The organism is Paraburkholderia sp. NPDC080076, from assembly GCF_050281145.1.
Taxonomy (GTDB): Bacteria; Pseudomonadota; Gammaproteobacteria; order Burkholderiales; family Burkholderiaceae; genus Paraburkholderia.
In genome coordinates this window covers 249,346-271,095 of sequence record NZ_JBNNWQ010000010.1, presented here as the reverse complement: position 1 = coordinate 271,095, position 21,750 = coordinate 249,346, and the positions used below count along the sequence as shown (strand labels likewise).

22 protein-coding genes are annotated in these 21,750 nt (G+C 67.2%); 13 read left to right on the top strand and 9 right to left on the bottom strand.

What is annotated here, in order from left to right:
* Positions 1–152: 152 nt before the first annotated feature.
* Genes sctT through ACQKRQ_RS32890 form a run of 8 tightly spaced genes read right to left on the bottom strand, consistent with a single transcriptional unit; the run spans position 153 to position 6,373 of the window.
* A complete protein-coding gene (gene sctT / locus ACQKRQ_RS32925; RefSeq protein ID WP_427481570.1) occupies positions 153–1,016 on the bottom strand; it encodes a type III secretion system export apparatus subunit SctT in 864 nt (287 codons plus the stop codon).
* A complete protein-coding gene (locus ACQKRQ_RS32920) occupies positions 1,013–1,540 on the bottom strand; it encodes a type III secretion protein HrpB7 (protein ID WP_427481569.1) in 528 nt (175 codons plus the stop codon). Before ACQKRQ_RS32920 ends, sctT begins: the two co-directional genes overlap by 4 nt.
* The gene (gene sctN, locus ACQKRQ_RS32915) at positions 1,540–2,889 is read right to left on the bottom strand and encodes a type III secretion system ATPase SctN (protein ID WP_408177809.1); all 1,350 of its coding nucleotides are present in this window, start codon (positions 2,887–2,889) and stop codon (positions 1,540–1,542) included. Before sctN ends, ACQKRQ_RS32920 begins: the two co-directional genes overlap by 1 nt.
* The gene (gene sctL / locus ACQKRQ_RS32910; RefSeq protein ID WP_427481566.1) at positions 2,886–3,680 is read right to left on the bottom strand and encodes a type III secretion system stator protein SctL; all 795 of its coding nucleotides are present in this window, start codon (positions 3,678–3,680) and stop codon (positions 2,886–2,888) included. Before sctL ends, sctN begins: the two co-directional genes overlap by 4 nt.
* Complete coding sequence (locus ACQKRQ_RS32905) at positions 3,665–4,441, bottom strand: type III secretion protein HrpB4 (protein WP_427481565.1); 777 nt, start codon at positions 4,439–4,441, stop codon at positions 3,665–3,667. The genes sctL and ACQKRQ_RS32905 overlap by 16 nt, the downstream gene beginning before the upstream one ends.
* A gap of 18 nt (positions 4,442–4,459) precedes the next feature.
* Complete coding sequence (sctJ, locus tag ACQKRQ_RS32900) at positions 4,460–5,326, bottom strand: type III secretion system inner membrane ring lipoprotein SctJ (RefSeq protein ID WP_427481563.1); 867 nt, start codon at positions 5,324–5,326, stop codon at positions 4,460–4,462.
* A 34-nt stretch (positions 5,327–5,360) separates the two neighbouring features.
* On the bottom strand, positions 5,361–5,759 hold the full coding sequence (locus ACQKRQ_RS32895) for a type III secretion protein HrpB2 (protein WP_132381809.1): 399 nt from the start codon (positions 5,757–5,759) through the stop codon (positions 5,361–5,363).
* A 14-nt stretch (positions 5,760–5,773) separates the two neighbouring features.
* On the bottom strand, positions 5,774–6,373 hold the full coding sequence (locus ACQKRQ_RS32890; protein ID WP_427481561.1) for an HrpB1 family type III secretion system apparatus protein: 600 nt from the start codon (positions 6,371–6,373) through the stop codon (positions 5,774–5,776).
* A 333-nt stretch (positions 6,374–6,706) separates the two neighbouring features.
* Here ACQKRQ_RS32890 and sctU point away from each other — a divergent pair, with 333 nt between their 5' ends.
* The 11 genes from sctU to ACQKRQ_RS32835 all read left to right on the top strand — a co-directional run bounded on the left by sctU (position 6,707) and on the right by ACQKRQ_RS32835 (position 16,752).
* Complete coding sequence (gene sctU / locus ACQKRQ_RS32885) at positions 6,707–7,822, top strand: type III secretion system export apparatus subunit SctU (protein WP_408177804.1); 1,116 nt, start codon at positions 6,707–6,709, stop codon at positions 7,820–7,822.
* 11 nt (positions 7,823–7,833) lie between these two features.
* Positions 7,834–9,939, top strand: coding sequence for a type III secretion system export apparatus subunit SctV (sctV, locus tag ACQKRQ_RS32880; protein ID WP_427481558.1), 2,106 nt, complete (start codon positions 7,834–7,836; stop codon positions 9,937–9,939).
* A 10-nt stretch (positions 9,940–9,949) separates the two neighbouring features.
* Positions 9,950–10,666, top strand: coding sequence for a type III secretion system protein SctP (sctP, locus tag ACQKRQ_RS32875; protein WP_427481557.1), 717 nt, complete (start codon positions 9,950–9,952; stop codon positions 10,664–10,666).
* A complete protein-coding gene (gene sctQ, locus ACQKRQ_RS32870; RefSeq protein ID WP_427481556.1) occupies positions 10,663–12,048 on the top strand; it encodes a type III secretion system cytoplasmic ring protein SctQ in 1,386 nt (461 codons plus the stop codon). Before sctP ends, sctQ begins: the two co-directional genes overlap by 4 nt.
* Positions 12,032–12,682: a type III secretion system export apparatus subunit SctR gene (gene sctR, locus ACQKRQ_RS32865; protein WP_132381799.1), complete on the top strand. Its 651-nt coding sequence runs from the start codon at positions 12,032–12,034 to the stop codon at positions 12,680–12,682. The genes sctQ and sctR overlap by 17 nt, the downstream gene beginning before the upstream one ends.
* 13 nt (positions 12,683–12,695) lie before the next feature.
* Positions 12,696–12,959, top strand: a complete 264-nt coding sequence (gene sctS, locus ACQKRQ_RS32860) for a type III secretion system export apparatus subunit SctS (protein WP_132381797.1) — start codon at positions 12,696–12,698, stop codon at positions 12,957–12,959.
* A 49-nt stretch (positions 12,960–13,008) separates the two neighbouring features.
* Positions 13,009–14,043, top strand: coding sequence for a hypothetical protein (locus ACQKRQ_RS32855; protein WP_427481555.1), 1,035 nt, complete (start codon positions 13,009–13,011; stop codon positions 14,041–14,043).
* A gap of 157 nt (positions 14,044–14,200) precedes the next feature.
* A complete protein-coding gene (locus ACQKRQ_RS32850; RefSeq protein ID WP_427481554.1) occupies positions 14,201–15,484 on the top strand; it encodes a secretion protein in 1,284 nt (427 codons plus the stop codon).
* 51 nt (positions 15,485–15,535) lie between these two features.
* Positions 15,536–15,784, top strand: a complete 249-nt coding sequence (locus ACQKRQ_RS32845) for a type III secretion protein (protein ID WP_132381791.1) — start codon at positions 15,536–15,538, stop codon at positions 15,782–15,784.
* 155 nt (positions 15,785–15,939) lie between these two features.
* A complete protein-coding gene (locus ACQKRQ_RS32840; protein WP_162831287.1) occupies positions 15,940–16,107 on the top strand; it encodes a hypothetical protein in 168 nt (55 codons plus the stop codon).
* A 189-nt stretch (positions 16,108–16,296) separates the two neighbouring features.
* Positions 16,297–16,752 carry a CesT family type III secretion system chaperone gene (locus ACQKRQ_RS32835; RefSeq protein WP_132381789.1) on the top strand — a complete coding sequence of 152 codons (456 nt, stop codon included), beginning with the start codon at positions 16,297–16,299 and terminating at the stop codon, positions 16,750–16,752.
* Between the two features lie 140 nt (positions 16,753–16,892).
* Here the strand turns inward: ACQKRQ_RS32835 and ACQKRQ_RS32830 are convergent, their stop codons facing one another.
* Positions 16,893–17,375, bottom strand: a complete 483-nt coding sequence (locus ACQKRQ_RS32830) for a hypothetical protein (RefSeq protein ID WP_427481553.1) — start codon at positions 17,373–17,375, stop codon at positions 16,893–16,895.
* 323 nt (positions 17,376–17,698) lie between these two features.
* Between ACQKRQ_RS32830 and ACQKRQ_RS32825 the strand changes: the two genes are divergently transcribed.
* Positions 17,699–18,322, top strand: a complete 624-nt coding sequence (locus ACQKRQ_RS32825) for a GNAT family N-acetyltransferase (protein ID WP_427481552.1) — start codon at positions 17,699–17,701, stop codon at positions 18,320–18,322.
* Between the two features lie 187 nt (positions 18,323–18,509).
* Positions 18,510–21,674, top strand: coding sequence for a winged helix-turn-helix domain-containing protein (locus ACQKRQ_RS32820; RefSeq protein WP_427481551.1), 3,165 nt, complete (start codon positions 18,510–18,512; stop codon positions 21,672–21,674).
* The last annotated feature ends 76 nt before the right edge of the window (positions 21,675–21,750 follow it).

Below are 21,750 nucleotides of genomic sequence, written 5' to 3'. Positions count from 1 at the left end.
GCACGCGCGTTGCGTTCGGTGGAGTCAATGTAACGATTCGCATCAAGCGAAGTTTCAATTAATCTGATATTCGCGGCGCATTTGAGAAGGTTTGAGTTTTGCCGCGAGGCCGTTGCAATGCGGTACGTTGCGCATGCATTCTCAACATAACCTCAAGGCTTCGCTACGGGCGCGGATGCATTGGGCGCATCCTTCGCGGCCGGCGTCTTGGTCGTATCGGAGAGCACGCGAAACTCGGCGGCGAGACCGCGCAACGTCACCTGGTCTCGCACCTGATCCACGAAGATGCCGACGAACAACGCGAGCATCAATACCGTGACTGCGCCTTTGACCGGCTGACTGAGCGTCATCAGATCGAGTTTCGAAGCGGACTTCGCGGCGAAGCCGAAGGCGAAGTCGATCAGCAGCAGAATGAACATCATCGGCGCCGCGAGTTTGGCGACCGATTGCATCAGCGAATCCGTTTGCGTGAGCACGAACGATTCGAGAATGTTCGACACGTTCGGCCCCGCCGAGATAATCGGCCACCAGTGATACGACTCGTACAGCGTGCCTAGCAGAAACGTCATGCCGCCGAGCGCCCAGAATGCAACGGACGCAATCTGGCTAAGCAAGGTGGCGGTCGGCGTCGACTGTTCCTGGCGCATGGGATTGGTGATCTGCACGTTGTTGTAGCCGGTCAGATCGTCGATATACGTGCCCGCGCTTTCCGCGACCCAGAACACGACCGAAGCCGCGAAGCCGATGGCGAGTCCGATCAACGCCTCGCGCAAGCCGACTTCGAGCAGCAGCACGCCGTGCAGCGATTGCATGAACGCGACAGGCTGGCCGTAGGCCACATACGAACTGAACAGCAGCACGATGGCATTGCGTACCACGCCTTGCAGGAGACCGTCGGCGGTCGGCGGAAAAATGAACATCACGATGAACAGGCGCAGCGAACACACGCCGATCAACGTGATATAGCCGACCAGCAGCGAGCCGAGTTGCGGCAACGCCGATGCGATGTCGTTCATGCGTGTGCCCCGCGCGCCTGGAAGCGCCGCGCCAGCGCGGTTTCCTCGGCCTCTTCGTCACTCGCGTCGCTGGCGGCGTTCTCCTGAACCCGCCGGATGTCGCGAATCCGCTCGCCGCATAGATCGATGCGGCCTTGATTCAACGCGATCTCGCGCTGGGTCTGCGCGATCGCGGCGAGGTTCGCTTGCACCGCCGCTTCGGCATGCGCGAGTTCTGACTCGAACACGCGCAGCCGGTCGTTCACCACGCCGATATACAACCGGCAGTTGTTCAGGTCGTCGAGCGAGAAGGCTTCGGTGCCCGTCATCATGCCGTCCACGCGATGCTGGTAGAACTGCAGCACGCCCGCTTCGTGCGCGACTTGTGCCGCCTTCGCATCGCGTGCGGCTTCTAGCGGCGCATGCGCGCCGCACTGCGCCGTGAGCGTGACGCGCAAGGTCTCGTCGAGACGGCGCCGCCGCGTGCAGGATCGCTCCAGCGCGACGATGCGCCGTTGCTGCAGGCCCTTCGATCCCGCGCTCATCAGCCGAGCCCGCTCAGGTCGTAGAGTTGCGCCTCGGTGTCGTTCGGCGCGGCATAGTCGCCGGTGCGCTGCGAAAGGAACGCCTTGATCGCGTCGGCCTTGGCGATCGCCTCGTCGGCGAGCGCGTTGGTGCCGGGCTGATATTCGCCGATCTGCAGCAGCATCTCGACTTCGCGATGCTTCGCCATCAATTCGCGAATCCGCGCGGCTGCCTGCACGTAGCCGTCCGGCACGACTTGCGGCATCACGCGCGACAGACTGCCGAGCACGTCGATCGCCGGATACTGGTTCTTCGCTGCGATTTCGCGCGACAGGATCATGTGGCCGTCGAGAATCCCGCGCACTTCTTCCGCGATCGGATCGCTGCCGCTGTCGTCTTCGGCGAGCACGGTATAGAGCGCGGTGATCGAACCCGTTTCGCCCATGCCCGCGCGTTCGAGCAGGCGCGGCAATTCGGCGAAGATGGACGGCGGAAAGCCGCGCCGCGCCGGCGGCTCGCCGGCGGCAAGGCCGATCTCGCGGCCGGCGCGCGCAAAGCGCGTGAGCGAGTCCATCATCAGCAGCACGCGCTGGCCACGGTCGCGAAAATATTCGGCGATTGCCGTGGCGACGTAGGCTGCCTTGGCGCGCTCCATCGACGAACGATCCGAAGTCGCACACACCACCACCGAGCGCGCCATGCCTTCAGGTCCGAGAATCAGCTCGACGAATTCGCGCACTTCGCGGCCGCGTTCGCCGATCAGCGCGATCACGTTGACGTCGCACGACGCGCCACGCGCGAACATGCCGAGCAAGGTGCTCTTGCCGACGCCGGCCGGTGCGAAAATGCCCATACGCTGGCCTTCGGCGAGCGTCATCATCGCGTCGACCACGCGCACGCCGGTCGGCAATGGCGCATCGATCATGCGGCGGCTCATCGGGTCGGGCGGCGCGGCGAAGATCGGCCGCAAGGTGTCGGAATGAATCGGCGGCCCGCCGTCGACCGGTTCGCCCAGGCTGTCGATCACGCGGCCGAGCAACATGTCGCCCACTTTCACGGCGAGCGAACGTCCGAGCCCGATCACCTGCGTCGAACGCGAAATGTTTTCGAGGCGCGAGAACGGCGAGAGCAATGCGACGTCGCGCGTAAAACCAATCACCTCGGCGTGTTGCAGCAGCGTGCCGTTCGGCGCGCGCAGTTCGCAAAGCTCGCCGAGCGACAGATCGAGCCCGGCCACCTTGATCAGCGTGCCGATCACTTCCAGCACTTTGCCGGTCCGCGCCACCCCCGGCACGGCCAGGATTTCGCGCTCGATCTCGTCGGTGAGACGGTCGAAATCGACCGTGCGGGTCAGCCACGGCGTGCTCATGCGGCTTCCTCGCCGTCTGGCGCAGCGGGCGCGACGGGTTCCTCGCCGCCGGCATCGGCCTCTTCCACGGACCGCTTCAACGCGCGCGACACCGCGCTGCGCATGGCGCGCAATTGCGTGTCGAGACTCGCATCCACCGTGCCGAAGTCGGACTCGCACACGCAACTGCCCGGATCGAGCCGCTTGTCGGCGATCACGGAAAGCGGGATCGGCTGGCCGAGATCGCGCCAGCGCGAGGCGAGCCGGTCGAAGGTGGCCTTGGCCTCGGCATAGTCGTCGGGATGCACGGCCACGCGCAGATAAGTCGCGCCTTCCACGATCCGGTCGACGGTGGCGAGCGCCCGCTCGAACAGCGCCTCGTGACGCTCGACGCGCACGATCTGCTCGACCGCCGACGCCACGATCTGCGCGAGCCGCTCGCGCATGCGCATCTGCAACTGGTTCTGCGCATCGGCGACGTCGGCGAGACGCTCCATCCAGTCGGCGAGCGCACGGTCGCAACCGTCGCGATAGCCCTGTTCGCTGGCCGTGTCGTAGTCGCGCTGCGCCTGGGCGGCGATCTCCGCGGCCTGCGCGTGACCCGCATCGACGATGCGGGCCGCTTCGTCGCGCGCGTCGGCAAGCAGGGCCTCGCGTTCGATGGCGAGCGCGGCGTAGGCTTCGTCGATCGACAGCAGTTCGCCGAAGGTCGCGCGCGGAATCACATCGCTGACCACACCGACGCGCGCGGACCAGCCGTGCGCGTCGCTTTCGCCGAAAGCGGAGCGCGCGCGCTTCAACCAAATAGCCATGCAAACTCCGGTAGCAGATCGGACAGCCGCGCGAACAGGCGCGCCGAGCCGGCCGCGTCGATCGAATCGGGAACGGACGCGAGCCACGCCGGTGTCGGCAGCACGCGCGGCAAGGCGAGACGCAGCAGCGGAAACGGCACGCGCGCACTGTCGCCGGCGCCGTTCGCACCGTTCACATGGCCCAGGTCGCGCAGCAGCAACGCGCAGCCTTCGACGGCGAGGGTGCCGGCATCCAGCGCGGTCAGCGGCGGCATCGCGGCGCGCGCGGCGAGGCGCGCAATATCGGGGGCATCGGCAAGATGCGCGTCCTGGGTGAGACGGTCGACGCCGACACCGGTCCACTCGGAAAGCTGCGAACGGGTGCGCTTGTCGATCAGACGCCGCGCTTCGGCACGGCGGAACGACAAGGCGCGCATGCGCAGCACCTGCAGCGCGTGACGCACCGGCAGCACGTCGAGCAGCACGGCGTTCGGCTGGGCCGCGCCGGACGGCGTCGGTTTGAGCGCGCTATGCGTGAGGGACGCGAAGGCGGGCAGCTTGACAGCGGCCGCATCGGCGAGCGCGTGTGAACAGCTCTCCACCGCCGCGCTGTTCGCGCGTTCGAGCGCCATGCGCCAGCTTTCGAGTTGCACGGCATCCGCGCCGAGCAACGCGGCGCTCCATGAGGGATCGGCCCAGCGGGCCGCGCTCGCGAGATTGCGGCGATACGCATCGAGCGCCGCGGCCACGCGCATGAAGGGTAGATCGGTCGGCGCGTTCATCGTAGCCGCGTCGACGGATCAGTTCGCGGGACGCAGACGCCGCAAGCGCGCCAGCAATCCGGCGAAGCGCCCGCTCGCGCCGGCCGCGGCATCCGCGTTGCCGGCGGCATCGCCGCTCCTGGGCCGTCCGGCGATCACGCCACGGCGCGCGAGCACCAGCAGCCCGGTCGCGGCCAGCACGATCACCCCGGCCAGCACGCCGAACCACCACACCGGCATGCTATTGCTTTGCGGCAGTTGCGAGTATTCGACAGGATCCGCCGCGACCGCGGTCACGCTGACCTGATCGTAGGTGAGCCCTTCGACGCTGTGCATGACCAGCGTCTTGATCTGCGGCACCAGCGCGCCGATATCGGAGTCGCGCCGGTACTTGATGAACACCGCCGCCGACGACGGCTTGATGGTCTGCGCAAGCGGATCGTTATTCGGCAGCACGATCTGCACGCGCGCAACCAGCACGCCGTCGATCTTCGAGAGCGTCGACGACAACTCCTGCGAGGTCCCATAGATGAAGCGCACGCGCTCCTCGGTCGGCGTCGAGACGAGGCCGTCCTTCTTGAACAGGCCGCCGAGGTCGTCGAACTTGCTGTGCGGCAGACCGCGCGCGCGCAGCACTTCCATGGCGCGCACCATCTGCGCGTCGTCGACATCGAGCGACCATGTCTTGCCCGCGTCCGACGTGTCCTTGGACGCATCCACGCCGCGTTCCAGCAGCGCGACCACCATCTCGTTGACGTCCTGCTCGGAGAGATTGCCGTACAGCTCCTTCTTGCAGCCGCCGAGCATGACGCACAGCGCCAGCACGCAGAGCAGCGGCGCGGCTCGGCGGGCCGGTGGCGCGACAGGCGGCACGGCGGGCTGCACAGCGGGCAATCGGTCGAACATGGTGACGGCGTCCGTGACGAAGTTGAATGACGGGTTACTGGTTTTTCATCAGCGTTTCGATCGCCGACTTCGACGAATCCACCACGCCCATCTTCGCTTCCAGATCGAGCTGCGTGCTGGCGAGTTCGAGCGTCATGCGGATGGTGCCCGCGCTCATCTCATTCATCGACATGGTCGGCGCCTGCTGCGCGAGTTGCAGCGCGTCGTTGACGGTGTGCTGCAACTCGGCGTCCTGCGCCGCCACCAGCTTCGAGGCAACCGCCGTGCCGTCCTGCTGCGGCGTGGCGGGCGCGCTCATCTGTCCTTTCTGCATCAGCGACTGAAACTTGTCCGCCAGTTCAGGCGTGGTCTGCGCCGCCGGCGCGGCGCCCGCGCTTTGCGACATCTGCTCGAGCGACGCCTGCAAGGCGGTCGTGGTGGCATTGACGGTCATGGGCGGCTCCGTGATCAGGCGCGCAGGAACGACTGGTGCGCATAGTCGACCGGCGCGGCCGCGGCCGGTGCGGACGCCGCTGCGGTCGCGGGTTCGGCGGACTGCGCGCCTTCGGCGGTTTCCGCGTCGAATTCAGCCAGCGCCTCGCACGACTTCGGCGTGACGAACTGGCCACCCGCGCGCTTGACCTTCATCGCGTTGAGCAGGTCTTCGCGAGCTTCGAGCGCGCGCACCAGCGATTGAGTGTCGCGCGTCGGATTGTTTTCCATGGCTTCGGCGGCGCACTGTTTCCAGTCAGGGTCGCCTTTCGCGGACAGACAAAACGCGAGCAGCGCCTTCGCGTAGCCGAAGCGCGGCGCGTTTTCGCCGACCTGGCGCAGCACGTGAATCGCGTCGTCCCAATGGCCGCGCACCATGTGCAGGATGCCGTCGAGCGTATCGATTTCGGCGACGCGCGGCCGCAGCACGCGCAGCGCGTCGAGCACGAGTTCGATGTCGTACGGGTCGGCCGACACCTTCGGGAAGTTGCTGAGCAACGCGGTCGAGACGGTTTCGATCAGGCCGCCGACGACATCGGGGCTGCAATTCAGGTAATCCGGCGTGCTGACGGTCATGGCGATGGGCTCCTGACAGAAGCGTTGAGGTCGACCGTGCCGTTCGCAGCCGGTCGGGAAGGATGACGCAAACATAGCAACCGCCGCGCGGCGGCAAGCCGTCGAATGCGAAGTGGCCGCAACGGATGCGAAGCCGTGCCGTTTGCGTAACAGCGCTGTCCATGCTCACGCGTCAACGGCGCGATCCCGGTGCGAATTGCGTGCCGGCGGCGAATCAAAGCGCTTCGTAATGCGCGCGCCCGCTTCGCCTCGCCCGGCACGCAAGGCGGGTGCGGGCGCTATCGTCAGGCGGACTATGAGGCGCTGCCCTCCTCACATCGCGACCGAGCCGACATGAGCGACGAAAAGACCGAAGAGCCAACACAGAAAAAGCTGCGGGACGCGCGCAAGGAAGGCCAGGTGTCCCGCAGCAGCGATTTGACCGACTCGATCTCGATGTCGGCGGTGGTGCTGCTGCTGATGGCGGGCGCGAGCCACTTCAGCGACGCCATGCGCGAGGCGGTGACGATCGCCACCGGCTTCGTCAACGGCGATCATTCGCTCACCAATATGCAGACGCAGTTGTACAAGATCGGCGGCCTCGCGCTGTCGGCGATCGTGCCGTGCGTATGCATCGCGGCGCTCGCCGCGATTGCCGGCTCGATCGGCCAGGTCGGCATGCAGATCGCCACCAAGCCGGTCACGCCGGACCCGAAAGCCGTCAGCCCGATGGCGGGCCTCAAGCGGATTTTCTCGGTTCGCACGCTGATCGAGTGCGCGAAGATGATCGTCAAGGCGGTGATCGTGTTCTGCGTGATGTGGCAGACCATCAAGTGGCTGTTTCCGCTGATCGTCGGTTCGCTCTATCAGCCGCTGCCGGAACTGGTGCGCATGTTCTGGGATCTGCTGCTCAAGGTCTTCATGGTGGCCGCGGCTGTGTTCGTGCTGGTCGGCGCCGCCGACGTCAAGCTGCAGAGTTTCATGTTCCTCAAGAAGATGAAGATGTCCAAGGACGAGGTCAAACGCGAACACAAGAATCAGGAAGGCGATCCGCGCATCAAGGGCGAACGGCGGCGGCTCGCGCGCGAAATGCTGAATGCGCCGCCGCAGTCGAAAGTGGGCATGGCCAACATGATGGTGGTGAATCCCACGCACTATTCGGTCGCGGTGCGCTACGCCCCCGAGGAACACCCGCTGCCGCGCGTGATCGCCAAAGGCATGGACGAGAGCGCCGCCGCGCTGCGGCGCGCGGCGCGCGATGCGGGTGTACCGATCATCGGCAACCCGCCGGTGGCGCGCGCGCTGTACAAGGTCGGTCTCGACGAGCCGATTCCCGAAGAACTGTTCGAGACGGTCGCGGCCATTCTGCGCTGGGTCGAATCGATCGGCGCGCGGCGCAACGAGGGCGCACTCGCACCCGACGACGAAACCTCGCCCCACACCACGACTCCGCCGCCCGCCCTCCATTGACGAGACCCACCATGCTGAAGACGCTGAAACTCCCTGCCGGCGGTGAAATCGGTATCGTCGCGCTGATCGTCGCGATCATTTCGCTGATGATCCTGCCGCTGCCGCCGACGCTGATCGACATTCTGCTCGGCGTGAACATCACGATCAGCGTGACGCTGCTGATGGTAACGATGTACGTGCCGGACGTGGTGTCGCTTTCCGCGTTTCCGTCGCTGCTGCTGTTCACGACGCTGTACCGCTTGTCGCTGAACATCGCGTCGACCAAGTCGATTCTGTTGCATGCCGAGGCGGGCCACATTATCGAGAGCTTCGGCGAACTCGTGGTGGGCGGCAATCTCGTGGTCGGGCTGGTGGTGTTCGTGATCATCACGACCGTGCAGTTCATCGTGATCGCGAAGGGTTCGGAACGCGTCGCGGAAGTCGGCGCACGCTTCACGCTCGACGCGCTGCCCGGCAAGCAGATGAGTATCGACGCGGACCTGCGCGCCAATCTGCTGACCGCCGAGGAAGCCCGCCGCAAGCGCGCGACGCTCGCCGTCGAAAGCCAGTTGCATGGCGGCATGGACGGTGCGATGAAGTTCGTCAAGGGCGATGCGATTGCCGGATTGATCATCACGATGATCAATATCGTGGCGGGTATTGCGGTCGGCGTCGCGTATCACAACATGAGCGCGGGCGAAGCGGCAAACCGTTTTTCGATTCTCTCGGTGGGCGATGCGATGGTGTCGCAGATTCCATCGCTGTTGCTCTCCGTGGCAGCCGGCGTGATGATCACGCGCGTCGCCGACGAGCGGCAAGCCAAGCCCGGTTCGCTCGGCGACGAGATCGGCCGCCAGCTCGGTTCCAGTTCGCGTGCGCTGTACTTCGCGGCCATCCTGCTGCTCGGTTTCGCTGCCGTGCCTGGTTTTCCCGCGGCGCTGTTCCTGCTGCTCGCCGGCACGCTGGCGTTTACGGCGTGGCGTTTGAACACGAAGAAGCCGCAGCAGAGCAGCCATGAACGCGAGTCGCTGCACGCTATGCAACGCTCGGGCGCGAAGATCGACGTGCCCGCGATTCTGGCGCGTGCGCCGCAGTTCACCTGCCCGCTCGGCGTGCGGATCGCGCCGGACCTCGTCGCGCGGCTCACCATGCCCGCGCTCGACAAGTCGTTCGAGACCGAACGCGCGCGGCTTCAGGAAGAACTCGGCCTGCCGTTTCCGGGCATCACGATGTGGACGTATGCCGCATTGCCGGCGTCCACTTGCCAGATCCTCGTTCACGACGTTCCGCAACTCACCATTGAACTCCCCGCCGGCAAAGTGATGTTGCCCGAAGCGAGCCGTCTCGCGCATTCGGCGGCACCGGTGACGCTCACGAGCGAGGAAAGCGAGGCGCTGGAGGTGCTCGTCGCGCAATGCGAGCCGGGGCCGCCGATCGACACGAGCGGCACGCCGACGCGTTGGCTGGAAGAACGCTCGGTGCCGCCGAAAACACCCGTATGGCGTGCGGAGCAGGCCATCGCACACGCCTGCGTCGCACTGATGCGGCGCCACGCCCCGCTCTTTCTCGGCATTCAGGAAGTGCAATGGATCCTCGACCAGCTCGCGAGCGACTATCCGGGGCTGGTCGCCGAAGTGCAGAAAGTGCTGCCGCCGCAGCGTATCGCCGACGTGCTGCGACGTCTGCTCGAAGAACAGATTTCGATTCGCAATGTCCGCACGATCATGGAGAGCCTGATCGCGTGGGGACCGAAAGAGAAAGACATGCTGATGCTGACCGAGTACGTACGCGGCGATCTCTCGCGCTTTCTCGCGCATCGGGCCGCAAGCGGCGAGCGGACCTTGTCGGCGGTGCTGTTCGACATGCCGGTCGAGCAGCATATCCGGCAGTCGATCAAGCAAACGCCCACCGGCAATTTTCTCGCCTTGCCGCCCGATGAAGCCGCGCTGCTGATCGACAAGATCCAGTCCTTCGTCGGCGCGGTGCCGCGCGAGGGCGTGGCGCTCGTGACCTCGATGGATATTCGCCGTTACGTGCGGCGCATGATCGAGGCGCGTCTCAGCTGGCTCGCGGTGTATTCGTATCAGGAACTCGGCGAGCACGTCGAATTGCGGCCGCTCGGCCGCGTGTCGATCTGAGGCGGCGGCGATGACGCATATCGCTTCGCGCCACGTGCGTGTGATTCCGGGCGAAGCGGATAACGACACACCGGAAGACGCCGTGTCGCGTTCCGCTTCACGTGGCCGCGGCTTCGACTACGCGTCGTTGCTCGGCCGCCGCCGCGCGTTGCATCGGCTGAACAACAACGCGGATGCCGATGCCCACGCGGGCTCGCAAGGCGGCAGTCATGAGGATGCCAATGAAGACGCAGAGACCGCATCGGCGCCCGCCGCGCCGCAGCCGTTCTTCCCGCACGAAGGCGACGCCGGTCACGATGCTGCTGAACAGAGCACGGGCTCAGGTTCCGGCGCAAATACCGAACTCACGCTTTCGCCCGAACGCCTCGCGATCGGCGCACGTGTCGCCGATGCCGCGCAACCGGTCGTGTCCGCCGTGTATCGGCAACAACAGCGCTTCGTGCAGCTGCTCGGCTCGCTGGCGCGCGAGATCGGTGCGTTCTGCGGCGATCCGTCGATCGCGGAAGCAGGCAATTGGGAAGTGCAACTGCCGCTCGATCAGAAACTGTTGCCGCACACCACGCTGTATCTGACGCTTTCGCGTTTCAGTCTGCAGCTTCGGTTCGATACGACGGATACGGCGGCGCGGCAATTACTCTTGGAACATAGCGCACTGCTCGAACGAGAACTCGACACCTTGCTGCGCGCGTGGGGTGAAGCCCGCGAAATCGAACTCACTGTCTGGTGACAGATTCCCTGCGCATGACCTATCCGCTCGACGAGCCGACGACTGAAGACGAAGCCGTGACCGACCCGCGCGCGGTGCGTGAACGCGCATCGGTCAGCGAGCCGTCGCGCGGCGCGGCGGAGCTCGCGCATCGGCGAGTGATCGTGCCGTTCCGCATGCCGGTCGTGTCCCACGGTGACGCGCGCATTACGCGCACGATCTGCGATACGCGCGTCGCCAATCATCTGCGTGCGACGCTCGGCATCACCGAATGGCAGGCGGCGTTGACCGATGCTCATACGTTCGATGCCGCCTACGCCGATCCCGGTGTCATCGAACTCACGCTCGCCGCGGTTGACGGCGGCACGACAGCCGGTCTGCGTGTGGCGCTCGATCTGCGCGCCTATCCGGCGCTGTCGATCGCGGCATGGCCGGATAGCGACGCGCTGAGCACCAAACCGCCCGCCGATGTCGCCTTGCGCCAGGCCGTCGCGGGCGTCGTGCTGGCGCCGTTGTTCGAGCGGCTCGTCGGCGCCGGCTTCAAGGATCCGCGTGCGGTTGCCGTGCGCCGGGCGCGCCTGTGCGATATCGCTTCGACTTCGACTTCGGCTTCGATGCGCAAGCTCACGAGCGAAGCCCACGCGACTATGCCACCGGTCGTCGCGCTCTCGTTCGTACTCGCCGAGCGCCGCTATCAGGCTGCCGTTCTCGCCGAGCCCGCATGCTACGACCTGCTCGACCGGCTATTGCGCAGCGATACCGACGCGACCCAGGCGCTGAACCCGACACCAGGCGCATTCGCATCGAACGATTCGTCGGCACACGCGAGCGCCGACCTCGACGTGCCGGGCAGCCTGATCCTCGGCATGAAGCGCTTGCCGATAGACACGCTGAATGCACTCGAACCCGGCGACGTGCTGCTGCGCGCCGCCTTCCCTTCGCTCGATGCGGCGCTGCTCGGCGCATCGGACGACTCATCCGCGTCTCACGCTCGGCCGCGTGCCGTCGCCGCGTGGGGCACCCCTGGGCTCACCCGCGTGTGCGCCGCTGTGGAAATCGACGGGCACGCGCTCGTCATCGTCAAGGAGCCGAACATGTCAGAAGAGCTGGACCCGGCGAGCGCCGGCGCCGGGCTCGCCATCGACGATCCCGCCGATCCGATCCGGATCGGAGAACTCGAACTGCCGGTGCAGTTCGAGATCGACACGGTGGCCCTACCGCTCGCCCAACTGTCGGCGCTCGGCCCAGGCTATGTGCTCGAACTGCCCGTTCCCGTGGCGGATGCCCAGTTGCGGCTCGTCGCGCATGGACAGACCATCGGCTATGGCGAGCTGGTGACGGTCGGCGAACATCTCGGTATCCGCATCATTCGCATGGCGCACAGGCATGGTCCAATTCAGTGATATCACCGGGCTGCTGCTGGTCGTCGTCGCGATCAGCCTGCTGCCCTTCGTCGCCATGGTGGTCACCTCGTACGCGAAGATCGTCGTCGTGCTGGGTCTGTTGCGCAATGCGCTCGGCGTGCAGCAGGTGCCGCCGAACATGGTGCTCAACGGCATCGCGATTCTCGTCTCCATCTACGTGATGGCGCCGATCGGCATGCTCGCCGCGAAGACGCTCGAAGGCCAGCAACTTGCCTCGCAACCATCGCAGGCGCTGATACAGGCGTTCGGCGCGGCGCGCGAGCCGTTCCGCGCGTTTCTCGTCAAGCACACCAACGAGCGCGAGAAGCGCTTCTTTCTGCGCTCGGCTTCCGTGGTGTGGCCGAAGGAAGAAGCCGCGCAGATCAAGGAAGACGACCTGATCGTGCTCGCGCCCGCCTTCACGCTGACGGAAATGACCGACGCGTTCAAGATCGGCTTTCTGCTGTACATCGCCTTCATCGTGATCGATCTGATCATCGCGAACGTGCTGCTCGCAATGGGCCTGAACCAGGTCACGCCGACCAACGTCGCGATACCGTTCAAGCTGCTGCTGTTTGTGGTGATGGACGGCTGGTCGACGCTGATTCACGGCCTCGTGATGTCCTACAAATAGCGCGGGAGACCAGATGGAAATCGATTCGCTGATCCGCTTCACCACTGAAGGCATGCTGCTGTGCCTGACCGTGTCGCTGCCCGCGGTGATCGTCGCGGCCGTGGTCGGTCTCGGCGTGTCGTTCCTGCAGGCGATCACGTCGATGCAGGATCAGACCTTGTCGCACGCGGTCAAGCTGATCGCGGTGACAGTGGTGATCGTGGTCGCCGCGCCGCTCTCGTGCGCGGCGATCCTGCACTTCGCCAACGAGTTGATGCAGGCGGCCGTGCCGCTCTGAAGCGGTGCAGGCCCGCCGCTGAACCGGGCCACTTTGCGAGGCGCGCGACATGAGCCGAATCTCCCATCAGGGCAGCGACACAGCGGCGGCCCACGCACAGCGCACGGCCGAGGCGCAGCAGAAATCGGCCAACGCGCAAGGCGCCCGTAACGGCGCGCAATTCGCGGCGCTGTATCGCGGCACCACCACTTTCACCTATGGCGGCGACGCGCAACGCGGACCCTCGGTGAGTTCGGTGCGCGCGAAGCGCATGGCCGACCAGTTGGCACGCAAACGACGCGCCGCCAAGAAGCAGCGCAGCAACGGCGCGGGTCTCGACGACGACGGCCCGGACGACGCCGAAGCGCATCACGCGGAAGGCCAGAAGGTCAACCGCGACGGCGGCGGACGCGGGGGCGGCGGCGGTCATTCGCAAGGCGATCACAGCGACGAGCACGGCACGGGCGCGGCGGCCGGGATCAAGGCGCGCGGCGATCGCGGCGCCGTGCCACCGCCGCCGTCCGGCCGGCTCGACGCGGTCGCCGCGCAGTACGCGCAGCCGGGCGAGGAAAGCGCGCGCGCGGCGGCGGTGCGCGACGCATGGCGCAACGACATGCTGAGCTTGCGCGAGCAACTGGCCGCCAATCCGCAGATGCCGCTCGACGCGCGCGTGCTCGAGCAGTCGATCGATCTGCTCAGTGTGCAGCAGCGCATCGGCAGTCTTGCCGCCGCGCAGCCGGGCGCGAGTTCGGGCGTGGCCGCGCTGCGTGAGCGCGCGGGCAGTGCGTCCGGGCAAGCCGTCACGCGTCTGCCGCCGCCCGAGCGCGTGCAGCGTTTCAACCTGCTGTTTCCGTTGCTGTGGCTGCACGCGGATAAGCCGTCGAACGCGGCGCAGCTCGGGCGCTCGATCGATACGTTGTGCGGGCTGCGCGGCGGGGTGCTTGGGCGGGCTTCGGCTTCGGGCGCATCCGGTGCGTCTGGTGCATCCCGTCGCCTCGCCGCTGAAGGGAGCCCGCACGGCGCCGGCGACGCACCGCCGTCCCTATCCGACGCCCCGGGAAGCCCGCCTGGACCACGCCGCGCCTTTCCAGACAATCGTCGCTAAACGGTTTGCCGCGCGGCTTCGCATCGCATGCGGCGCCTTCGCATCCGTTCGCTGACACGCCACATCGCGCGGCTACATTTAAGGTCGATCGAGCCGGCCTGAGCGCGCAAGCCGCGCGCTTCTCCGGCGCTTCTCCCACCCACCCTGTGCGAGCACGATGAAACTGCTGCGGATACTGACGGGCGTCCACGCGGGAGCGCAATTGCAGCTCACGCCGGGCACGCATCGCGTCGGCGCCGACGACGATGCCGACATCCGCCTCACCGACTGGCGTGGCGCGGATGCGCTGCTGCACGTCGACGCGAGCGGCGTGGTCAGCGCACAGCGCGTCGCCGCAGCGGTGCAGATGGCCGACACCGCGGACGGGCAGGCCGCGCCGCCGGTGGCCGGCGAAGAAGTGGTGCTGCTGGTGGACTTCGTGCCGATGCAGTTCGACGACATGATTCTGTGCGTGGGCGCGGACGATGCCGCGTGGCCGTCCGATCTCGACCTGCTGTCGATGCTGCTGACGCGCCCCGCCGAAGCGCGCTTCGCCGCCGAACGCAAGAAGCGCCGCCGTTATGTGGGCGCGGTCGTCGCGTGCTTCGTGCTCGGCATCGTAATCGTCGCGGGTTCGCTGCTGACCACGACGCAGATGAGCCGCGCCGCGTTGCCGCGCAATGCCGACGACCGCGCGCAGCGCGTCAACGAAGGGCTGGCCGCGGCCCATGTGACCGGCTTGCAGGCGCACGCGGTCGGCAACACGGTGGTGGTGACCGGCATGGTCACGAGTCCCGCCGACGACGACGCCGTGCGCAATCTGTTCGCGCGCATTTCGCCGACCGGCATCTCGCGCAATTACGACGTCGCGCAGAACGACGCGCGCAGCATCGAGGATTCGCTCGGCGTGGCGGGTGCGCACGTGCGCTATCTCGGCGACGGCAATTTCGCGGTGACCGGCGCGGTCAGCAGCCGCGCGGATCTCGATGCGGCGCTCGCGCGCGTGCGGGCCGATCTGGATCCGAACGTGAAGAACATCGTGGTGCAGGCTGCGGAAAACTCCAACGTCATGGCGGCCGGGCCAGCGGCGGCGTCGTACTCCGAAATGATTTCCTCCGACGACGTCCGTTACGCGCAAACGCCGGATGGCGTCAAACACATCTACGCGATCGACACGCCGGCATCGGACGGCGATGCGGCTGCGAATGCGAATGCAGCAGGCGCAAGCGGTGCAAGCGGCGCGGCGCTTGCGGATGCGAACGCGGCCGGCCATGCCAGTAACACAACCGCCGCGAACACGAACGCGGCGCCGAACGGCAAAACCACCACGAGCAACACGCAAAACACCGCCAACGCCTCGATCGTGGACAACGACACCGTCACTCGCAGCGCGGCCAGCGTCGTGCCGCTGCCCAATCCCGCGACACTGCCGCCGGCCCAGCCGCGCGGTCCGTCGAGCTGACCCATCAACGGCGCACCGCCACGCTTCAACCAGGACAACCAGGAGATCGACATGTACGAGCAGCTCGAAGCCCACGCCAGCGAATTCAACGACCTGCAGAAGACGCTCGCCGATCCGGCCGGCGCGCCCAAAGTGGAAGCGATCCGCCAGGCGCTCGACGCGACGGCGCAGCGCATCAGCGACACGCAGGGCGCCACCGACCTCGATCGCAACAATCTGGCGAAGCTGTATCGCGGCTTTCTCGCCGCGTCGCGCGTGATTGCGCGGCTGCAGGAAAAACAGGCCGGCGCGCGCGCCTGAGCGCGACGCGGCGGCTCACCGCATGTCCGGCGCAGCACGCGCTCGGCACGCGGATAACGCGCTTGCCGCGGCGGCCCGCTCTCAGGAGCGGCCGGCGTGGCGGCAGGTCTCGATGTAGGCCACTCACTCTCTACCCATAGTCACTGGAGGTTCTTATGTCCGTAGGAAGCGCAGGCGGAATGATGGCTGGTCTCACGCAGGAAATGGATCAGATGACGATGATGTCCGCCCAGATGCAAGTTGAACAAAGCATGTATGCATCGGTGGCGAACATCGCGAAGAGCGGCGCAAGCAACGTCAAGGATGCTTCGCGCGGCGGCTAAGCATTGCAGACGCGGGCCGTTCGCCACAGGCGGCGGTCCGCACGCGGCCGGCCGCGTCGCACACGGGGTCCGGCCGTGTTTTTTGCGGCATGCGCGAGAGGTGCGGCGCGGCGTCCGCCGCTCGCGAAGCGGACAAAAGAACGCCTGGCCAGCCGGGCACCGCGCGCAACCGCCAAGCAAGGGTCGAGAATGAGCAGCGAGCGTTACACCAGCCTGATCATGGATCTGTGCGCGACCGTCGGTCTCGGCGACGCGGACCATGTGCTGCGCACGCGGTCGATCGAGGTCGAGGGCTTCGACGTGCGGCTCGATTATTTCGAGCGCGATCTCGACGCGATGTACGCGAATTTCCATTTCGGCACGGTCACGGCCGGACGCACGCTCGTCGTGTTCCGGCTGATGCTGGAGGCCAACCTGCTGATCTATGCGCAGGACCAGGCGCAACTGGGGCTCGACACCGATACCGGCGGCGTCGTGCTGGTGCTGCGGCTGCCGTTCGCGGACGATCTGAACGGCGAGGCGCTCGCCGATCTGCTCGCGCACTACGCGGAGCACGGGCGCTACTGGCGACAGAACATCGTGGAGTCGAACGACGAGATGTTCGAAGGGATCGCGTCGGGAGAGTTTTTCTGGTTGCGGGCGTGATGCAACGCCGAGCGCGGCCGATCAAGCAACGCCGGAGCAATCACAAGGGCAACTAGCCACGCCACTCGCCAGCAACGCAGGCACTGCACCCGCAACACACTCGCTCGAGGGTCCGCGCCTGGCGGACCTCGTTGCACGCCTCATCCCTTCGATGCTTCTTCCACGTTGCGGGCGCCCTGCTTCAGCAATTCGGCGAGCTGCATGACCGCGGCCTGTTCCAGTTGCAGCAGGCCGCCGACCACGTTCACGCCCGCCGTCGCGACACCGGTGGCGCCGTTCGCGAGTGTCGCCGCGCCTTGCGAGAAAGCGCCGAGGCGTCCGGCGCGCCCCGGCGCGCCGCCAGAGGCTGATTGAGCGGCCGACTGAGCCGCGCCCGGCGCAGTCGTCGTCGCCGAAGTGGCCGGCGACGGCACCTTCGCCGCGAACGATGCGCGCGCGCCCTTGCCCGCCGCGGCGCCGCTGCCGTTGCCGGCCAGTGCGCCCAGTTTGTCGTCGGCTTGTGGACCGGCGTGCGGCAAGCCGCCGGCGGGTTTGCCGCCGTCCGCCGGCGACGACGACGGAGCGTGGGAGTCGGAAAGCGGCAGCGTACTGCTCGAACGTCCGATCGATGGGGAATTCGGCATGGTGCGGGGCTCCTGGTGTGAATGTGCGCCGTCAACGCGAAGCACAAGACAAGGACGTCGAACAGGCATCCTGCTCGACCTTACAAGCAGCGTACGAAACTCGCTGCCGGCGTGCGAACTCGCGTGCACCGATACGAAGCGCGAGCGCTCAGCAGCACGACACCGTAGCCGCCGCACTTGCGTGTTCAGCGGCGGGCCGAGGCCAGCGGCCCGGCCCGCTGCCAGGTCTTCGCGCGCCCTTACGCCGATTCGCGGCGCGTCGTGCGCCGGTCATGCGACGGCGCCACACTGCCGGGGTTCGTCGCTCACTCGGAATCCGACTCATGCGTTTCACGCCGCTCGACACTCTGGACACGCCGTATCTGCGGCTACGCCCCCTGACCCCCGCCGACGCTCCCGCCCTGTTCGACCAGATGCTGGGCGACGCCGACACGATGCGCGACCTGCCTGTGCTGCGCCACACCGGCGTGAGCCAGACCGAGGAATTCATCGCCGAGGCGCGGCGCGGCTGGGACGACGGCAGCCTGATCCGCTACACGCTCGAATGCAAGGAGACCGGCCGCCTGACCGCGCTGATCGAATTGAAGCCAACGCTGCCGCGCGTGGAGATCGGCGTGATCATCAGCCGGCATGACGGCGCGCGGCGGCGCCGGGCCGGCGTGCTGGCCTTGCAGGAAGTGATCGACTGGCTGATCGAGCAGCCCGGCGTGTACCGCGTATTTGCGTGCTGCGCCGTGGATGGCGCCGCGCACAGTTCGATGGAGCGGCTCGGCTTCGTACAGGAAGCGCGCCTGACGAATCACGAACCGCGTCCGAACCGTGGCCTCGCCGCCGCCGACAGCTATCTCTACGCGCTCACGCGTCCCGCACCGGTGCCGCCCGAACCGGCCAGCGAAGGCGTCGCGTGGTTGCGCAATACCATGCAATGGAGTCTCGCGGACGCGTGAAGCAAGCGTTTTAACCGTCGACGGCGCACCCTGCATTGAAGAAGTGTCCGCAGTCCAGGCAATTGTTCACTTCTCGGGCGATAATACTTTGGTCTGACGAATAGCCGCAGCGCGGGCATTTCGTGATGCATGCCTCGCGAGTATTCCTCGCCGGTGGACCGAAACACTACTACGCCGGAGATTCATCATGTCGCTACCGCGGCTCACTGGTCAGGTGATCGCTTTCTCGCGATTCTGGCTCGCGCGCGACGTGGGCCTGCTGATTTCCGACGGCGCCGTCATCGAACTCGGCGCGCGTCCGTTCGCGATGCTCGCGGCGCTGCTCGACGCACGCGGCCGCGTGGTGTCGAGCGCCGAGTTGCGCGAAATCGTCTGGCCGGGCAGCAATGTCGACGCGAACACGGTGCAGGCGCAAATCTCCGCGATTCGCCGCGCGCTCGACGGCGACCGCGATCTGATCGTCACCGTGGCCGGCCGCGGCTACCGTTTCGCGGGCGAGGTCCGCGTGCTCGAAACGCCGGACACCGGGCTCGATCTCGCGGTGGCGAACGCCGGCAGCATTGCCGCGTCGCTGGCCACCTCGTTCGCCACGACGGTGGCGGCGAGTCCGTTGACCACGACCGGGTTCCGGTTCGGTGCGCCGGCCCGCGCGTTGTCCGCTGCGACTGCCGCGTCCGCTTATAGCGCCGCGTTCGGCGCATTCGGTTCGGCCTCCACCCGCACCGCGCGCTTCAGCGGCGCGCCGTACAGTCCGTCCGCCGCGGTCGCATCCGTCGCCGGCGCATCGAGTCTTGCGGCGGCGGTCGCGCCGGCCGTGTCCGCGTTCCCCGCGCTGATGCCGACCAGCGCGGTCACCTCGCTGCGTTCGCAGATCATCGATCCGTCGCCGTTCATCGGCCGTCATGCGGAATTGTCGGAATTGCTCGCGCTGGTGCCCACGCGCCGCATCGTCACGCTGACGGGCGCCTCGGGCGTCGGCAAAACGCGCCTGGCGATCGAAGCCGCAAGCCACCTCGCGCCGCATTTTCCCGACGGCGACTTCTGCGCGGCGCTCGCCTCGCTCGCGCAACCGGATCGCGTGGCCAACGCGATCGGCGCGGCCGTCGGACTGGAGCCGGCCAGCGAGTTGGCCAGCGCCGCCAATCTGGCCGCGCAGATCGGCGAGCGCCGCATGCTGCTGATCGTCGATCATTGCGATCATCTGAGCGAAGCGGCGGCCAGCCTGATCGACACGCTGGTCGCCAACACGGGCGGCCTGCATGTGATCGCCACCTGCGAGTCGCCGCTCTTCATCGGCGGCGAGACCACCGTGCCGGTGGCCGCGTTGCGCGTGCCGCCCGAGCAGATCGACGGCACGCCCGCCACACTCGACTACGATGCGCTGCGGCTGCTTTTTTCCCGCCTCGCGCGCTGCGTGAAGGCCGCCGCATTGCACGCGCCGCTGCCGGAAGTGAGCGGCATCGCGCCGGCCACGTTCGCGGCGGCGGCGCTGATCTGCCGGCGCGTCGACGGCGTACCGTTCGCGCTCGAACTGGCGGCCGCGACCATTGCCGGCCAGGTGTGCGCGGGCGTGCCGCCGGAAGAGGCGATCGTGGCCTTCGCGCGCGAACTCGACACCGTCATGACGTATCGCAGCGGCGGCCGCCGCATCGTGCTGCCGCGCGCGGCGATCGTGCACGTGATGCTCGATCTCTCGTATGCGGCGCTCGAAGCGCCCACTCGCACCATGCTGCGCCGGCTCGGCATTTTCGCCACCGCGTTCTCGCACGACGCCGCCTATGAAATGCTCGGCGCGTTCGGCAGCGACTACGGTTTCGGGCCGCCCGAGCCGCGTCTGCTGGAGCGCCAGCTCCATACGCTGATGGACGCGGGCCTCGTGAATACCGTCGACTGCGACGGCGCCTTGCGGCTGCGCTTGCCGCCCGCCGTGCGCCGCTTCGCGCTCGACGCGCTGGAGCGCAATCGCGAAAGCGCCGAGGCCGAACTGCATCACGCGCAGTTCGTCGCGCGCGACATGGCGCGCCGCTTCGGCGCGGGCGTCGCCGTAGCCACCGCGCACAGCCGCCACGATATCGACGCGCTGCGCGCCGCGCTCGAATGGGCCGTGTCCGTCGACAAAGTGGAGCTGTGCATCGAGCTGCTCGACAACACCGCGCCGATCTGGGTGGCGCTCGCGCTCGTCGACGAATACATCGGCTGGGTGCGTGCCGTGCTGGCGCGGGTGGACAGCGTGTCGATGCGGCGCATCCGCGACGAAATGCGGCTGCGTGCCGTGCTCGCGCGTGCGTTGATGCTCAGGCGCGGCGCCTCGGCGGAGATCGTCGAGAGCTGGCAGCGCACCTATGAACTCGCCAATATCTGCGCCGACACGCCCTACCGCCTGCGTGCGCTCTTCTGCCTCGTAATGTGCGCGCTCGACGCCGGCGAGATCGAACAATGCCGGCGCCTCGCGAACGAATTCAGCGAGATCGCGCCGGTCGCGCAGAGTGCCGCCGTGAGCATCAACGCGCGGCGCATCGAGGGCATCGTCAAGGCGTACGCGGGCGAATTCGACACCGCGATCCGTTTGCTCGCGCCGGTGGTCGGCCTGAACGACGACACCGCCGACGACATTGACGAAGACCTGAGCCGCGAGGCCAACGCGGTGGCCACCAGTTATGGACTCTCGCTGCATCTCGTGGCGCGCGCGATTCATGCCGTCGCACTGTGGCTGGTCGGCGAACCGCATCTGACGACGCCGCCGCGCGTCACGATCCGCGAGCCCGGCGACGAGAGCGAACCGCTCGCGTGCTGCATCGCGCTCGGTCTTGCCTGCGCGCTCGCCGCGCTCGACGACGACATCGCGCTCACCGAGTCGTGCGCCGCGGCGCTGGTCACGCGCGCGCGTGCGGCAGGCGTCAAACGCTGGCTGCGCCTCGGGCTCGATTTCCAGCTTTGGCTCGAAGCCCGGCGCGGCGACGAGGAAGCCGCGTGGCGCCTGATTGCCGGCGCGTTGAAGCGGATCGCGCGCGAGCGCATCTATGTGCCCGACATCGCGTTCATCGCCACGCTGCTGCCGCGCATTGCGCTGCACGGCAAGCCGGAACTCGCGGCGTCGCTCGGCGCTACCTTGCGCGACGCCGTGAGCCGCAGCGAGCGCACCGGCGAGCTCTGGTACGTGCCCGAGCTGCTGCGTCTGGACGCCATGCTGCGCCTGCGCACCGGCGACGATCCGCGCACGGTGCGCGAGTTGCTCGACGACGCGTTGCTGCGCGCGCGTCAGCATGGCGCGCGCCGGCTCGAACTGCGCATCACCGTGGATCTCGAAGCGCTGCACGCTTCGGCCGCCGCGGGACTGCTTCGCGTGCGGTGACTTCGCTTCGCACGCTGCCTGGGGGTGTCACACGCGCTTAATACCGTGGGTTCAACTGCCGCTCGTTGAACGCCAC

Excerpts from the sequence above, each read along its gene's own strand:
- sctT (WP_427481570.1), bottom strand. The coding sequence starts at position 1,016 with ATGAACGACATCGCATCGGCGTTGCCGCAACTCGGCTCGCTGCTGGTC.
- ACQKRQ_RS32920 (WP_427481569.1), bottom strand. The coding sequence starts at position 1,540 with ATGAGCGCGGGATCGAAGGGCCTGCAGCAACGGCGCATCGTCGCGCTG.
- sctN (WP_408177809.1), bottom strand. The coding sequence starts at position 2,889 with ATGAGCACGCCGTGGCTGACCCGCACGGTCGATTTCGACCGTCTCACC.
- sctL (WP_427481566.1), bottom strand. The coding sequence starts at position 3,680 with ATGGCTATTTGGTTGAAGCGCGCGCGCTCCGCTTTCGGCGAAAGCGAC.
- ACQKRQ_RS32905 (WP_427481565.1), bottom strand. The coding sequence starts at position 4,441 with ATGAACGCGCCGACCGATCTACCCTTCATGCGCGTGGCCGCGGCGCTC.
- sctJ (WP_427481563.1), bottom strand. The coding sequence starts at position 5,326 with ATGTTCGACCGATTGCCCGCTGTGCAGCCCGCCGTGCCGCCTGTCGCG.
- ACQKRQ_RS32895 (WP_132381809.1), bottom strand. The coding sequence starts at position 5,759 with ATGACCGTCAATGCCACCACGACCGCCTTGCAGGCGTCGCTCGAGCAG.
- ACQKRQ_RS32890 (WP_427481561.1), bottom strand. The coding sequence starts at position 6,373 with ATGACCGTCAGCACGCCGGATTACCTGAATTGCAGCCCCGATGTCGTC.
- sctU (WP_408177804.1), top strand. The coding sequence starts at position 6,707 with ATGAGCGACGAAAAGACCGAAGAGCCAACACAGAAAAAGCTGCGGGAC.
- sctV (WP_427481558.1), top strand. The coding sequence starts at position 7,834 with ATGCTGAAGACGCTGAAACTCCCTGCCGGCGGTGAAATCGGTATCGTC.
- sctP (WP_427481557.1), top strand. The coding sequence starts at position 9,950 with ATGACGCATATCGCTTCGCGCCACGTGCGTGTGATTCCGGGCGAAGCG.
- sctR (WP_132381799.1), top strand. The coding sequence starts at position 12,032 with ATGGTCCAATTCAGTGATATCACCGGGCTGCTGCTGGTCGTCGTCGCG.
- sctS (WP_132381797.1), top strand. The coding sequence starts at position 12,696 with ATGGAAATCGATTCGCTGATCCGCTTCACCACTGAAGGCATGCTGCTG.
- ACQKRQ_RS32855 (WP_427481555.1), top strand. The coding sequence starts at position 13,009 with ATGAGCCGAATCTCCCATCAGGGCAGCGACACAGCGGCGGCCCACGCA.
- ACQKRQ_RS32850 (WP_427481554.1), top strand. The coding sequence starts at position 14,201 with ATGAAACTGCTGCGGATACTGACGGGCGTCCACGCGGGAGCGCAATTG.
- ACQKRQ_RS32845 (WP_132381791.1), top strand. The coding sequence starts at position 15,536 with ATGTACGAGCAGCTCGAAGCCCACGCCAGCGAATTCAACGACCTGCAG.
- ACQKRQ_RS32840 (WP_162831287.1), top strand. The coding sequence starts at position 15,940 with ATGTCCGTAGGAAGCGCAGGCGGAATGATGGCTGGTCTCACGCAGGAA.
- ACQKRQ_RS32835 (WP_132381789.1), top strand. The coding sequence starts at position 16,297 with ATGAGCAGCGAGCGTTACACCAGCCTGATCATGGATCTGTGCGCGACC.
- ACQKRQ_RS32830 (WP_427481553.1), bottom strand. The coding sequence starts at position 17,375 with ATGCCGAATTCCCCATCGATCGGACGTTCGAGCAGTACGCTGCCGCTT.
- ACQKRQ_RS32825 (WP_427481552.1), top strand. The coding sequence starts at position 17,699 with ATGCGTTTCACGCCGCTCGACACTCTGGACACGCCGTATCTGCGGCTA.
- ACQKRQ_RS32820 (WP_427481551.1), top strand. The coding sequence starts at position 18,510 with ATGTCGCTACCGCGGCTCACTGGTCAGGTGATCGCTTTCTCGCGATTC.